Source organism: Escherichia sp. KTE96, assembly GCF_000408525.1.
GTDB lineage: Bacteria > Pseudomonadota > Gammaproteobacteria > Enterobacterales > Enterobacteriaceae > Escherichia > Escherichia marmotae.
In genome coordinates, this window is the sequence record NZ_KE137148.1 from 88,441 (window position 1) to 102,645 (window position 14,205).

The window sequence follows — 14,205 nt, forward strand, 5'->3', positions numbered from 1 at the left end:
GTGGGCACTCGAAGATACGGATTCTTAACGTCGCAAGACGCTAAATGAATACCAAGTCTCAAGAGTGAACACGTAATTCATTACGAAGTTTAATTCTTTGAGCGTCAAACTTTTAAATTGAAGAGTTTGATCATGGCTCAGATTGAACGCTGGCGGCAGGCCTAACACATGCAAGTCGAACGGTAACAGAAAGAAGCTTGCTTCTTTGCTGACGAGTGGCGGACGGGTGAGTAATGTCTGGGAAACTGCCCGATGGAGGGGGATAACTACTGGAAACGGTAGCTAATACCGCATAACGTCGCAAGACCAAAGAGGGGGACCTTCGGGCCTCTTGCCATCGGATGTGCCCAGATGGGATTAGCTAGTAGGCGGGGTAACGGCCCACCTAGGCGACGATCTCTAGCTGGTCTGAGAGGATGACCAGCCACACTGGAACTGAGACACGGTCCAGACTCCTACGGGAGGCAGCAGTGGGGAATATTGCACAATGGGCGCAAGCCTGATGCAGCCATGCCGCGTGTATGAAGAAGGCCTTCGGGTTGTAAAGTACTTTCAGCGGGGAGGAAGGGAGTAAAGTTAATACCTTTGCTCATTGACGTTACCCGCAGAAGAAGCACCGGCTAACTCCGTGCCAGCAGCCGCGGTAATACGGAGGGTGCAAGCGTTAATCGGAATTACTGGGCGTAAAGCGCACGCAGGCGGTTTGTTAAGTCAGATGTGAAATCCCCGGGCTCAACCTGGGAACTGCATCTGATACTGGCAAGCTTGAGTCTCGTAGAGGGGGGTAGAATTCCAGGTGTAGCGGTGAAATGCGTAGAGATCTGGAGGAATACCGGTGGCGAAGGCGGCCCCCTGGACGAAGACTGACGCTCAGGTGCGAAAGCGTGGGGAGCAAACAGGATTAGATACCCTGGTAGTCCACGCCGTAAACGATGTCGACTTGGAGGTTGTGCCCTTGAGGCGTGGCTTCCGGAGCTAACGCGTTAAGTCGACCGCCTGGGGAGTACGGCCGCAAGGTTAAAACTCAAATGAATTGACGGGGGCCCGCACAAGCGGTGGAGCATGTGGTTTAATTCGATGCAACGCGAAGAACCTTACCTGGTCTTGACATCCACAGAACATTCCAGAGATGGGATGGTGCCTTCGGGAACTGTGAGACAGGTGCTGCATGGCTGTCGTCAGCTCGTGTTGTGAAATGTTGGGTTAAGTCCCGCAACGAGCGCAACCCTTATCCTTTGTTGCCAGCGGTCCGGCCGGGAACTCAAAGGAGACTGCCAGTGATAAACTGGAGGAAGGTGGGGATGACGTCAAGTCATCATGGCCCTTACGACCAGGGCTACACACGTGCTACAATGGCGCATACAAAGAGAAGCGACCTCGCGAGAGCAAGCGGACCTCATAAAGTGCGTCGTAGTCCGGATTGGAGTCTGCAACTCGACTCCATGAAGTCGGAATCGCTAGTAATCGTGGATCAGAATGCCACGGTGAATACGTTCCCGGGCCTTGTACACACCGCCCGTCACACCATGGGAGTGGGTTGCAAAAGAAGTAGGTAGCTTAACCTTCGGGAGGGCGCTTACCACTTTGTGATTCATGACTGGGGTGAAGTCGTAACAAGGTAACCGTAGGGGAACCTGCGGTTGGATCACCTCCTTACCTTAAAGAAGCGTTCTTTGAAGTGCTCACACAGATTGTCTGATGAAAATGAGCAGTAAAACCTCTACAGGCTTGTAGCTCAGGTGGTTAGAGCGCACCCCTGATAAGGGTGAGGTCGGTGGTTCAAGTCCACTCAGGCCTACCAAATTTGCACCGCAAATTTGAAGAGGTTTTAACTACATGTTATGGGGCTATAGCTCAGCTGGGAGAGCGCCTGCTTTGCACGCAGGAGGTCTGCGGTTCGATCCCGCATAGCTCCACCATCTCTGTAGTGATTAAATAAAAAATACTTCAGAGTGTACCTGCAAAGGTTCACTGCGAAGTTTTGCTCTTTAAAAATCTGGATCAAGCTGAAAATTGAAACACTGAACAACGAAAGTTGTTCGTGAGTCTCTCAAATTTTCGCAACACGATGATGGTTCGTAAGAAACATCTTCGGGTTGTGAGGTTAAGCGACTAAGCGTACACGGTGGATGCCCTGGCAGTCAGAGGCGATGAAGGACGTGCTAATCTGCGATAAGCGTCGGTAAGGTGATATGAACCGTTATAACCGGCGATTTCCGAATGGGGAAACCCAGTGTGATCCGTCACACTATCATTAACTGAATCCATAGGTTAATGAGGCGAACCGGGGGAACTGAAACATCTAAGTACCCCGAGGAAAAGAAATCAACCGAGATTCCCCCAGTAGCGGCGAGCGAACGGGGAGGAGCCCAGAGCCTGAATCAGTATGTGTGTTAGTGGAAGCGTCTGGAAAGGCGTGCGATACAGGGTGACAGCCCCGTACACAAAAATGCACATGCTGTGAGCTCGATGAGTAGGGCGGGACACGTGGTATCCTGTCTGAATATGGGGGGACCATCCTCCAAGGCTAAATACTCCTGACTGACCGATAGTGAACCAGTACCGTGAGGGAAAGGCGAAAAGAACCCCGGCGAGGGGAGTGAAAAAGAACCTGAAACCGTGTACGTACAAGCAGTGGGAGCCTCTTTAATGGGGTGACTGCGTACCTTTTGTATAATGGGTCAGCGACTTATATTCTGTAGCAAGGTTAACCGAATAGGGGAGCCGAAGGGAAACCGAGTCTTAACTGGGCGTTAAGTTGCAGGGTATAGACCCGAAACCCGGTGATCTAGCCATGGGCAGGTTGAAGGTTGGGTAACACTAACTGGAGGACCGAACCGACTAATGTTGAAAAATTAGCGGATGACTTGTGGCTGGGGGTGAAAGGCCAATCAAACCGGGAGATAGCTGGTTCTCCCCGAAAGCTATTTAGGTAGCGCCTCGTGAATTCATCTCCGGGGGTAGAGCACTGTTTCGGCAAGGGGGTCATCCCGACTTACCAACCCGATGCAAACTGCGAATACCGGAGAATGTTATCACGGGAGACACACGGCGGGTGCTAACGTCCGTCGTGAAGAGGGAAACAACCCAGACCGCCAGCTAAGGTCCCAAAGTCATGGTTAAGTGGGAAACGATGTGGGAAGGCCCAGACAGCCAGGATGTTGGCTTAGAAGCAGCCATCATTTAAAGAAAGCGTAATAGCTCACTGGTCGAGTCGGCCTGCGCGGAAGATGTAACGGGGCTAAACCATGCACCGAAGCTGCGGCAGCGACACTATGTGTTGTTGGGTAGGGGAGCGTTCTGTAAGCCGTTGAAGGTGTGCTGTGAGGCATGCTGGAGGTATCAGAAGTGCGAATGCTGACATAAGTAACGATAAAGCGGGTGAAAAGCCCGCTCGCCGGAAGACCAAGGGTTCCTGTCCAACGTTAATCGGGGCAGGGTGAGTCGACCCCTAAGGCGAGGCCGAAAGGCGTAGTCGATGGGAAACAGGTTAATATTCCTGTACTTGGTGTTACTGCGAAGGGGGGACGGAGAAGGCTATGTTGGCCGGGCGACGGTTGTCCCGGTTTAAGCGTGTAGGCTGATTTTCCAGGCAAATCCGGAGAATCAAGGCTGAGGCGTGATGACGAGGCACTACGGTGCTGAAGCAACAAATGCCCTGCTTCCAGGAAAAGCCTCTAAGCATCAGGTAACATCAAATCGTACCCCAAACCGACACAGGTGGTCAGGTAGAGAATACCAAGGCGCTTGAGAGAACTCGGGTGAAGGAACTAGGCAAAATGGTGCCGTAACTTCGGGAGAAGGCACGCTGATATGTAGGTGAAGCGACTTGCTCGTGGAGCTGAAATCAGTCGAAGATACCAGCTGGCTGCAACTGTTTATTAAAAACACAGCACTGTGCAAACACGAAAGTGGACGTATACGGTGTGACGCCTGCCCGGTGCCGGAAGGTTAATTGATGGGGTCAGCCGCAAGGCGAAGCTCTTGATCGAAGCCCCGGTAAACGGCGGCCGTAACTATAACGGTCCTAAGGTAGCGAAATTCCTTGTCGGGTAAGTTCCGACCTGCACGAATGGCGTAATGATGGCCAGGCTGTCTCCACCCGAGACTCAGTGAAATTGAACTCGCTGTGAAGATGCAGTGTACCCGCGGCAAGACGGAAAGACCCCGTGAACCTTTACTATAGCTTGACACTGAACATTGAGCCTTGATGTGTAGGATAGGTGGGAGGCTTTGAAGTGTGGACGCCAGTCTGCATGGAGCCGACCTTGAAATACCACCCTTTAATGTTTGATGTTCTAACGTGGACCCGTGATCCGGGTTGCGGACAGTGTCTGGTGGGTAGTTTGACTGGGGCGGTCTCCTCCTAAAGAGTAACGGAGGAGCACGAAGGTTGGCTAATCCTGGTCGGACATCAGGAGGTTAGTGCAATGGCATAAGCCAGCTTGACTGCGAGCGTGACGGCGCGAGCAGGTGCGAAAGCAGGTCATAGTGATCCGGTGGTTCTGAATGGAAGGGCCATCGCTCAACGGATAAAAGGTACTCCGGGGATAACAGGCTGATACCGCCCAAGAGTTCATATCGACGGCGGTGTTTGGCACCTCGATGTCGGCTCATCACATCCTGGGGCTGAAGTAGGTCCCAAGGGTATGGCTGTTCGCCATTTAAAGTGGTACGCGAGCTGGGTTTAGAACGTCGTGAGACAGTTCGGTCCCTATCTGCCGTGGGCGCTGGAGAACTGAGGGGGGCTGCTCCTAGTACGAGAGGACCGGAGTGGACGCATCACTGGTGTTCGGGTTGTCATGCCAATGGCACTGCCCGGTAGCTAAATGCGGAAGAGATAAGTGCTGAAAGCATCTAAGCACGAAACTTGCCCCGAGATGAGTTCTCCCTGAGACTTTAAGTCTCCTGAAGGAACGTTGAAGACGACGACGTTGATAGGCCGGGTGTGTAAGCGCAGCGATGCGTTGAGCTAACCGGTACTAATGAACCGTGAGGCTTAACCTTACAACGCCGAAGATGTTTTGGCGGATGAGAGAAGATTTTCAGCCTGATACAGATTAGATTAGCCGGCGATAAGCGGGTTGATAAACAGAATTTGCCTGGCGGAGATAGCGCGGTGGTCCCACCTGACCCCATGCCGAACTCAGAAGTGAAACGCCGTAGCGCCGATGGTAGTGTGGGGTCTCCCCATGCGAGAGTAGGGAACTGCCAGGCATCAAATAAAGCGAAAGGCCATCCGTAAGGATGGCCTTTTTGCGCTGGTGAAAACTCTTCCTGTCGTTATATCTACAAGCCATCCCCCCGCAGATACGGTAAACTAGCCACGTTTTTGCATCAGGAAAGCAGCTATGAACCACTCCTTAAAACCCTGGAACACCTTCGGCATTGATCGCAATGCGAAGCACATTGTATGCGTGGAAGACGAAAAACAACTACTCAATGCCTGGCAGCATGCAACCGCAGAAGGACAGCCAGTTCTTATTCTGGGTGAAGGAAGTAACGTACTTTTCCTGGAAGATTACTGCGGAACGGTGATTATCAACCGGATCAAAGGTATTGAAATTAACGATACGCCTGATGCTTGGTATTTACATGTTGGGGCGGGAGAAAACTGGCATCATCTGGTGAAATACACTTTGCAGCAAGGTATGCCCGGTCTGGAAAATCTGGCATTAATTCCGGGCTGTGTCGGCTCATCGCCTATCCAGAATATTGGTGCTTATGGCGTAGAATTACAGCGAGTTTGCGATTATGTTGACTGCGTTGAACTGACGACAGGCAAGCAAGTGCGCTTAACAGCTAAAGAGTGTCGTTTTGGTTATCGTGACAGTATTTTTAAGCATGAATATCAGGATCGCTTCGCCATTGTAGCCGTAGGTCTGCGCCTGCCAAAAGAGTGGCAACCTGTACTGACCTATGGTGACTTAACTCGTCTGGAGCCTTCAACGGTGACACCACAGCAAGTATTTGATGCGGTGTGTCATATGAGAACTACAAAACTTCCCGATCCAAAAGTGAACGGTAATGCCGGTAGTTTCTTCAAAAATCCTGTTGTTTCAGTCGAAATGGCTAAAGCGTTACTGGCACAATTTCCAACGGCACCTAATTACCTCCAGGCGGATGGTTCAGTAAAACTGGCTGCTGGCTGGCTCATCGATCAGTGTCAGCTAAAAGGGGCACAGATTGGCGGGGCTGCGGTACATCGTCAACAGGCGCTAGTTCTTATTAATGAAGGCAATGCGAAAAGTGAAGACGTCGTACAACTGGCACATCACGTAAGGCAGAAAGTCGGTGAAAGATTTAACGTCTGGCTTGAACCCGAAGTCCGCTTTATTGGTGCATCAGGTGAAGTGAGCGCAGTGGAGACAATTTCATGAAGGATAATACTGTTCCACTGAAATTGATCGCCCTGTTAGCGAACGGCGAATTTCACTCCGGCGAGCAACTGGGTGAAACGTTGGGAATGAGTCGGGCGGCTATTAATAAACACATTCAGACACTGCGTGACTGGGGGGTTGATGTATTTACCGTTCCGGGCAAAGGATACAGCCTGCCTGAACCAATCCAGTTACTTAATGCCGAACAGATATTGAGTCACCTGGATGGTGGTAATGTTGCTGTGTTACCGGTGATTGATTCTACGAACCAGTACCTCCTTGACCGTATAGGAGAGCTTAAATCGGGCGATGCCTGTGTCGCAGAATATCAGCAAGCGGGTCGTGGTCGCCGTGGGCGGAAATGGTTTTCTCCTTTTGGCGCAAACTTATATTTATCAATGTTCTGGCGTCTGGAGCAAGGCCCTGCTGCGGCGATTGGTTTAAGCCTGGTTATCGGTATCGTGATGGCGGAAGTACTACGCACGCTGGGAGCTGATAAAGTTCGTGTTAAATGGCCAAACGACCTCTATCTGCAGGATCGCAAGCTGGCGGGTATTCTCGTTGAACTGACGGGCAAAACCGGCGATGCGGCACAAATTGTCATCGGTGCCGGGATCAACATGGCCATGCGTCGAGTCGAAGAGAGTGTCGTTAATCAGGGATGGATCACCTTGCAAGAAGCGGGGATCAATCTGGATCGTAATACTCTGGCAGCCACGCTTATACGTGAATTACGGGCGGCGCTGGAACTCTTCGAGCAAGAAGGACTTACTCCTTATTTGGCTCGTTGGGAAAAACTGGATAATTTTATTAATCGCCCAGTGAAACTTATCATTGGTGATAAAGAAATATTTGGGATTTCGCGCGGGATAGATAACCAAGGCGCATTATTGCTTGAACAGGATGGGATAATTAAACCCTGGATGGGCGGTGAAATATCGCTACGAAGCGCAGATAAATAAAAAAAGGGAGCAATAGCTCCCCCTTTAAATTATTTGCGTAGTCTGACTTCTTCTACCGCATGATTAGCACTTTTGGTCAGGATCAGGCTGGCACGTTCGCGAGTAGGAAGAATATTTTGCTTTAAGTTCAGCCAGTTGATTTCCTTCCAAAGCGTCAAGGCAGTATTGATCGCTTCTTCTTTTGTTAATTTAGCGTAGTTATGGAAATAGGAATCCGGATCTGTAAAAGCGCCTTCACGGAATTTCAGGAAGCGGTTGATATACCATGTCTGCAGTAAGTCTTCAGGAGCATCAACATATATCGAAAAATCGACAAAATCAGAAACAAAAACATGATGCGGATCGTGTGGGTAATCCATACCGCTCTGTAAGACATTTAATCCTTCAAGAATTAAAATATCAGGCTGCACGACAGTTTTATCGCCATCCGGGATCACATCATAAATAAGATGCGAGTAAACCGGTGCTGTAACGTTTGGCACTCCCGATTTTAGATCGGAAACAAACTTCACCAGACGATGCATATCGTACGACTCCGGGAAGCCTTTCTTCTTCATCAGACCACGTTCTTTAAGCACTTTGTTGGGATGAAGAAAACCATCGGTGGTGATCAGTTCAACACGACGGTGTTCCGGCCAACGGCTTAATAGAGCCTGTAATACACGGGCGGTCGTACTTTTCCCCACCGCAACGCTACCCGCGATGCTGATAATGTAAGGAATGCGTTGTCCGTTAGTACCAAGAAATTGTTCCAGAACTGCCTGACGGCGCAAGTTTGAGCTTATATAGAAGTTCAGCAAACGCGATAAAGGCAAATAGATCTCGGCAACTTCTTCTAACGAGAGATCCTCATTTATACCTTTGAGACGGGCGATCTCATCCTCCGATAACGTCATAGGTACGGAATCACGCAGAGCTGCCCACTGGTTGCGGTCAAACTGTAGGTAAGGCGTCATTAACGTTTGCTCTTTTATACTCATAAGCATGTTTCTGGCGATCATAGCTCTATCGGCAAAGCGATATTTGCCATGGCGCGTCACAGTTCTGTTGAATGGGTTAATGGGCAGGAGGGTAACACCAGATTGGGAGGAATAATAAGAAAAAATCTCTTTCGACAAGCTATCGTTGAAAAGCAATGTGACAGATATTCCATCTACTAAAAAGAATTGTGTTTTATCTTGAGTGCATTGTTAAACAGAATGATGCTGAAAAAGTATGCTAATCTGTCCCCTGTTTGACTGTTTCTTCATCGCGTTGTGCAAAATGTGACCAATAAAACAAATTATGCAATTTTTTAGTTGCATGAGCGCGCATGTCTCCATAGAATGCGCGCTACTTGATGCCGACTTAGCTCAGTAGGTAGAGCAACTGACTTGTAATCAGTAGGTCACCAGTTCGATTCCGGTAGTCGGCACCATCAAGTCCGGTGGGGTTCCCGAGCGGCCAAAGGGAGCAGACTGTAAATCTGCCGTCACAGACTTCGAAGGTTCGAATCCTTCCCCCACCACCAATTTCGGCCACGCGATGCGTAGCCCGAGACGATAAGTTCGCTTACCGGCTCGAATAAAGAGAGCTTCTCTCGATATTCAGTGCAGAATGAAAATCAGGTAGCCGAGTTCCAGGATGCGGGCATCGTATAATGGCTATTACCTCAGCCTTCCAAGCTGATGATGCGGGTTCGATTCCCGCTGCCCGCTCCAAGATGTGCTGATATAGCTCAGTTGGTAGAGCGCACCCTTGGTAAGGGTGAGGTCGGCAGTTCGAATCTGCCTATCAGCACCACTTCTTTTCTCCTCCCTGTTTTTTCCTTCTGTTTATTGCATTCAACAAGTCGGGCATGTTGCCTGGTTGATGTGGTGATATCACCGATTTATCCGTGTCTTAGAGGGACAATCGATGTCTAAAGAAAAGTTTGAACGTACAAAACCGCACGTTAACGTCGGTACTATCGGCCACGTTGACCATGGTAAAACAACGCTGACCGCTGCAATCACTACCGTACTGGCTAAAACCTACGGCGGTGCTGCTCGCGCATTCGATCAGATCGATAACGCGCCGGAAGAAAAAGCTCGTGGTATCACCATCAACACTTCTCACGTTGAATACGACACCCCGACCCGTCACTACGCACACGTAGACTGCCCGGGGCACGCCGACTATGTTAAAAACATGATCACTGGTGCTGCTCAGATGGACGGCGCGATCCTGGTTGTTGCTGCGACTGACGGCCCGATGCCGCAGACCCGTGAGCACATCCTGCTGGGTCGTCAGGTAGGCGTTCCGTACATCATCGTGTTCCTGAACAAATGCGACATGGTTGATGACGAAGAGCTGCTGGAACTGGTTGAAATGGAAGTTCGTGAACTTCTGTCTCAGTACGACTTCCCGGGCGACGACACTCCGATCGTTCGTGGTTCTGCACTGAAAGCGCTGGAAGGCGACGCAGAGTGGGAAGCGAAAATCCTGGAACTGGCTGGCTTCCTGGATTCTTACATTCCGGAACCAGAGCGTGCGATTGACAAGCCGTTCCTGCTGCCGATCGAAGACGTATTCTCCATCTCCGGTCGTGGTACTGTTGTTACCGGTCGTGTGGAACGCGGTATCATCAAAGTTGGCGAAGAAGTTGAAATCGTTGGTATCAAAGAGACTCAGAAGTCTACCTGTACTGGCGTTGAAATGTTCCGCAAACTGCTGGACGAAGGCCGTGCTGGTGAGAACGTAGGTGTTCTGCTGCGTGGTATCAAACGTGAAGAAATCGAACGTGGTCAGGTACTGGCTAAGCCGGGCACCATCAAGCCGCACACCAAGTTCGAATCTGAAGTGTACATTCTGTCCAAAGATGAAGGCGGCCGTCATACTCCGTTCTTCAAAGGCTACCGTCCGCAGTTCTACTTCCGTACTACTGACGTGACTGGTACTATCGAACTGCCGGAAGGCGTAGAGATGGTAATGCCGGGCGACAACATCAAAATGGTTGTTACCCTGATCCACCCGATCGCGATGGACGACGGTCTGCGTTTCGCAATCCGTGAAGGCGGCCGTACCGTTGGCGCGGGCGTTGTAGCTAAAGTTCTGAGCTAATTGCCGATAACATTTGACGCAATGCGCAATAAAAGGGCATCATTTGATGCCCTTTTTGCACGCTTTCGTACCAGAACCTGGCTCATCAGTGATTTTCTTTGTCATAATCATTGCTGAGACAGGCTCTGTTGAGGGCGTATAATCCGAAAAGCGAATACGCGTTTCGATTTGGTTTGCCTCGCGATCGCGGGGTGAAAATGTTTGTAGAATACTTCTGACAGGTTGGTTTATGAGTGCGAATACCGAAGCTCAAGGAAGCGGGCGCGGCCTGGAAGCGATGAAGTGGGTCGTTGTGGTGGCATTGCTCCTGGTGGCAATTGTCGGCAATTACCTTTATCGCGACATTATGCTGCCGCTGCGTGCGCTGGCCGTAGTAATTCTGATTGCTGCAGCGGGTGGTGTCGCGCTGTTAACGACAAAAGGTAAAGCAACCGTTGCTTTTGCCCGTGAAGCGCGTACCGAAGTCCGTAAGGTCATTTGGCCGACTCGCCAGGAAACATTGCACACCACGCTGATTGTGGCTGCGGTTACCGCAGTAATGTCACTGATCCTGTGGGGACTGGATGGTATTCTGGTTCGCCTGGTATCCTTTATCACTGGCCTGAGGTTCTGAGATGTCTGAAGCTCCTAAAAAGCGCTGGTACGTCGTTCAGGCGTTTTCCGGTTTTGAAGGCCGCGTAGCAACATCGCTGCGTGAGCATATCAAATTACACAACATGGAAGAGTTGTTTGGCGAAGTCATGGTCCCGACTGAAGAAGTCGTTGAGATCCGTGGCGGTCAGCGTCGCAAAAGCGAACGCAAATTCTTCCCTGGCTACGTCCTCGTTCAGATGGTGATGAACGATGCGAGCTGGCACCTGGTGCGCAGCGTACCGCGTGTGATGGGCTTCATCGGCGGTACTTCCGATCGTCCGGCGCCAATCAGCGATAAAGAAGTCGATGCGATTATGAACCGCCTGCAGCAGGTTGGTGATAAGCCGCGTCCGAAAACGCTGTTTGAACCAGGTGAAATGGTTCGTGTTAATGATGGTCCGTTCGCTGACTTCAACGGTGTCGTTGAAGAGGTTGATTACGAGAAGTCTCGTCTGAAAGTCTCTGTTTCTATCTTTGGTCGTGCGACCCCGGTAGAACTGGACTTCAGCCAGGTTGAAAAAGCCTAACACAGCGATCAAAAAAGCGGCGATTAAATCGTTGCACAAGGCGCGAGATTGGAATACAATTTCGCGCCTTTTGTTTTTATGGGCCTTGCCCGTAAAACGATTTTTTATATCACGGGGAGCCTCTCTGAGGCGCTATTACCCAACTTGAGGAATTTATAATGGCTAAGAAAGTACAAGCCTATGTCAAGCTGCAGGTTGCGGCTGGTATGGCTAACCCGAGTCCGCCAGTAGGTCCGGCTCTGGGTCAGCAGGGCGTAAACATCATGGAATTCTGCAAAGCGTTCAACGCAAAAACTGATTCCATCGAAAAAGGTCTGCCGATTCCGGTAGTTATCACCGTTTACGCTGACCGTTCTTTCACTTTCGTTACCAAGACTCCGCCGGCAGCAGTTCTGCTGAAAAAAGCGGCTGGTATCAAGTCTGGTTCCGGTAAGCCGAACAAAGACAAAGTGGGTAAAATTTCCCGCGCTCAGTTGCAGGAAATCGCGCAGACCAAAGCTGCCGACATGACCGGTGCCGACATTGAAGCGATGACTCGCTCCATCGAAGGTACTGCACGTTCCATGGGCCTGGTAGTGGAGGACTAAGAAATGGCTAAACTGACCAAGCGCATGCGTGTTATCCGCGAGAAAGTTGATGCGACCAAACAGTACGACATCAACGAAGCTATCGCTCTGCTGAAAGAGCTGGCGACTGCTAAATTCGTAGAAAGCGTGGACGTTGCTGTTAACCTCGGCATCGACGCTCGTAAATCTGACCAGAACGTACGTGGCGCAACTGTACTGCCGCACGGTACTGGCCGTTCCGTTCGCGTAGCCGTATTTACCCAGGGCGCAAATGCTGAAGCTGCTAAAGCTGCAGGCGCTGAGCTGGTAGGTATGGAAGATCTGGCTGATCAGATCAAGAAAGGCGAAATGAACTTTGACGTTGTTATTGCTTCTCCGGATGCAATGCGCGTTGTTGGCCAACTGGGCCAGGTTCTGGGTCCGCGCGGCCTGATGCCAAACCCGAAAGTGGGTACTGTAACGCCGAACGTAGCTGAAGCGGTTAAAAACGCTAAAGCTGGCCAGATCCGTTACCGTAACGACAAAAACGGCATCATCCACACCACCATCGGTAAAGTGGACTTTGACGCTGACAAACTGAAAGAAAACCTGGAAGCTCTGCTGGTTGCGCTGAAAAAAGCAAAACCTACTCAGGCGAAAGGCGTGTACATCAAGAAAGTTAGCATCTCCACCACCATGGGTGCAGGTGTTGCAGTTGACCAGGCTGGCCTGAGCGCTTCTGCAAACTAATGCCTTTACGTGGGCGGTGATTTTGTCTACAATCTTACCCCCACGTACGTTAACGAAAGTTAGCGGCTAAAAAGATTTGTTCGTTGGAGCCTGGCCTAATCCAGGCCTCCGTCGAAGACCGCAGGTGTTTCGTAAGAGACTTAATACCCTGCGTAGACGGTGACAGAACGCTAAGATTATTCTTTTATATTCTGGCTTGTTTCTGCTCACCGTAATTAAGACGCTCTCTCCGTTTGGAGGAGTGAAGTGAGTTCCAGAGATTTTCTCTGGCAAACATCCAGGAGCAAAGCTAATGGCTTTAAATCTTCAAGACAAACAAGCGATTGTTGCTGAAGTCAGCGAAGTAGCCAAAGGCGCGCTGTCTGCAGTAGTTGCGGATTCCCGTGGCGTAACTGTAGATAAAATGACTGAACTGCGTAAAGCAGGTCGCGAAGCTGGCGTATACATGCGTGTTGTTCGTAACACCCTGCTGCGTCGTGCTGTTGAAGGTACTCCGTTCGAGTGCCTGAAAGATGCGTTTGTTGGTCCGACCCTTATTGCATACTCTATGGAACACCCGGGCGCTGCTGCTCGTCTGTTCAAAGAGTTCGCGAAAGCGAATGCAAAATTTGAGGTCAAAGCCGCTGCCTTTGAAGGTGAGCTGATCCCGGCGTCTCAGATCGACCGCCTGGCAACTCTGCCGACCTACGAAGAAGCAATTGCACGCCTGATGGCAACCATGAAAGAAGCTTCGGCTGGCAAACTGGTTCGTACTCTGGCTGCTGTACGCGATGCGAAAGAAGCTGCTTAATCGCAGTTATCTGTTTAACGCATTCGCTTACGTATAAACTTATTCTGATATTCAGGAACAATTTAAATGTCTATCACTAAAGATCAAATCATTGAAGCAGTTGCAGCTATGTCTGTAATGGACGTTGTAGAACTGATCTCTGCAATGGAAGAAAAATTCGGTGTTTCCGCTGCTGCTGCTGTAGCTGTAGCTGCTGGCCCGGTTGAAGCTGCTGAAGAAAAAACTGAATTCGACGTAATTCTGAAAGCTGCTGGCGCTAACAAAGTTGCTGTTATCAAAGCAGTACGTGGCGCAACTGGCCTGGGTCTGAAAGAAGCTAAAGACCTGGTAGAATCTGCTCCGGCTGCTCTGAAAGAAGGCGTGAGCAAAGATGACGCTGAAGCACTGAAAAAAGCTCTGGAAGAAGCTGGCGCTGAAGTTGAAGTTAAATAAGCCAACCCTTCCGGTTGCAGCCTGAGGAATCAGGCTGATGGCTGGTGACTTTTTAGTCACCAGCCTTTTTGCGCTGTAAGGCGCCAGTAGCGTTTCACACTGTTT

At 50.4% G+C, this 14,205-nt stretch carries 10 protein-coding genes, 6 tRNA genes and 3 rRNA genes; 18 read left to right on the top strand and 1 reads right to left on the bottom strand.

Annotated features, from left to right (window positions below):
- Window positions 1-114 precede the first annotated feature (114 nt).
- From A1WG_RS14515 to birA, 7 genes are all read left to right on the top strand, one after another.
- Window positions 115-1,656, top strand: a 16S ribosomal RNA gene (locus A1WG_RS14515).
- A gap of 68 nt (window positions 1,657-1,724) precedes the next feature.
- Window positions 1,725-1,801, top strand: a tRNA-Ile gene (locus A1WG_RS14510).
- Window positions 1,802-1,843: 42 nt separating this feature from the next.
- Window positions 1,844-1,919: transfer RNA gene (locus A1WG_RS14505), tRNA-Ala, on the top strand.
- A 183-nt stretch (window positions 1,920-2,102) separates the two neighbouring features.
- Window positions 2,103-5,007 (top strand): 23S ribosomal RNA (locus A1WG_RS14500).
- A gap of 94 nt (window positions 5,008-5,101) precedes the next feature.
- Window positions 5,102-5,217: ribosomal RNA gene (rrf, locus tag A1WG_RS14495) — 5S ribosomal RNA — on the top strand.
- The 16S, 23S and 5S rRNA genes sit together here with 2 tRNA genes alongside, the layout of an rRNA operon.
- A 134-nt stretch (window positions 5,218-5,351) precedes the next feature.
- Window positions 5,352-6,380 (top strand): UDP-N-acetylmuramate dehydrogenase, encoded by a 1,029-nt coding sequence (murB, locus tag A1WG_RS14490; protein ID WP_001016702.1) that lies wholly within the window; start codon window positions 5,352-5,354, stop codon window positions 6,378-6,380.
- A complete protein-coding gene (gene birA / locus A1WG_RS14485) occupies window positions 6,377-7,342 on the top strand; it encodes a bifunctional biotin--[acetyl-CoA-carboxylase] ligase/biotin operon repressor BirA (RefSeq protein WP_000654622.1) in 966 nt (321 codons plus the stop codon). The genes murB and birA overlap by 4 nt, the downstream gene beginning before the upstream one ends.
- A 29-nt stretch (window positions 7,343-7,371) precedes the next feature.
- Here the strand turns inward: birA and coaA are convergent, their stop codons facing one another.
- On the bottom strand, window positions 7,372-8,322 hold the full coding sequence (coaA, locus tag A1WG_RS14480) for a type I pantothenate kinase (protein WP_000023077.1): 951 nt from the start codon (window positions 8,320-8,322) through the stop codon (window positions 7,372-7,374).
- Between the two features lie 361 nt (window positions 8,323-8,683).
- On the opposite strand from coaA, the gene A1WG_RS14475 reads away from it, so the two are divergent.
- From A1WG_RS14475 to rplL, 11 genes are all read left to right on the top strand, one after another.
- Window positions 8,684-8,759: transfer RNA gene (locus tag A1WG_RS14475), tRNA-Thr, on the top strand.
- Window positions 8,760-8,767: 8 nt separating this feature from the next.
- Window positions 8,768-8,852: transfer RNA gene (locus A1WG_RS14470), tRNA-Tyr, on the top strand.
- A gap of 115 nt (window positions 8,853-8,967) precedes the next feature.
- A tRNA-Gly gene (locus A1WG_RS14465) sits at window positions 8,968-9,042 on the top strand.
- Between the two features lie 6 nt (window positions 9,043-9,048).
- Window positions 9,049-9,124 (top strand) — tRNA-Thr (locus A1WG_RS14460).
- A gap of 114 nt (window positions 9,125-9,238) precedes the next feature.
- A complete protein-coding gene (gene tuf / locus A1WG_RS14455; protein ID WP_000031784.1) occupies window positions 9,239-10,423 on the top strand; it encodes an elongation factor Tu in 1,185 nt (394 codons plus the stop codon).
- 229 nt (window positions 10,424-10,652) lie between these two features.
- Window positions 10,653-11,036 (top strand): preprotein translocase subunit SecE, encoded by a 384-nt coding sequence (gene secE / locus A1WG_RS14450; RefSeq protein WP_001275702.1) that lies wholly within the window; start codon window positions 10,653-10,655, stop codon window positions 11,034-11,036.
- Between the two features lies 1 nt (window position 11,037).
- On the top strand, window positions 11,038-11,583 hold the full coding sequence (nusG, locus tag A1WG_RS14445; protein ID WP_001287521.1) for a transcription termination/antitermination protein NusG: 546 nt from the start codon (window positions 11,038-11,040) through the stop codon (window positions 11,581-11,583).
- A gap of 158 nt (window positions 11,584-11,741) precedes the next feature.
- Window positions 11,742-12,170, top strand: coding sequence for a 50S ribosomal protein L11 (gene rplK / locus A1WG_RS14440; RefSeq protein ID WP_001085926.1), 429 nt, complete (start codon window positions 11,742-11,744; stop codon window positions 12,168-12,170).
- Between the two features lie 3 nt (window positions 12,171-12,173).
- Window positions 12,174-12,878: a 50S ribosomal protein L1 gene (rplA, locus tag A1WG_RS14435; RefSeq protein WP_001096679.1), complete on the top strand. Its 705-nt coding sequence runs from the start codon at window positions 12,174-12,176 to the stop codon at window positions 12,876-12,878.
- A gap of 292 nt (window positions 12,879-13,170) precedes the next feature.
- Window positions 13,171-13,668, top strand: a complete 498-nt coding sequence (gene rplJ / locus A1WG_RS14430; protein WP_001207201.1) for a 50S ribosomal protein L10 — start codon at window positions 13,171-13,173, stop codon at window positions 13,666-13,668.
- Window positions 13,669-13,734: 66 nt separating this feature from the next.
- Window positions 13,735-14,100, top strand: a complete 366-nt coding sequence (gene rplL / locus A1WG_RS14425; protein WP_000028878.1) for a 50S ribosomal protein L7/L12 — start codon at window positions 13,735-13,737, stop codon at window positions 14,098-14,100.
- Window positions 14,101-14,205 lie beyond the last annotated feature (105 nt).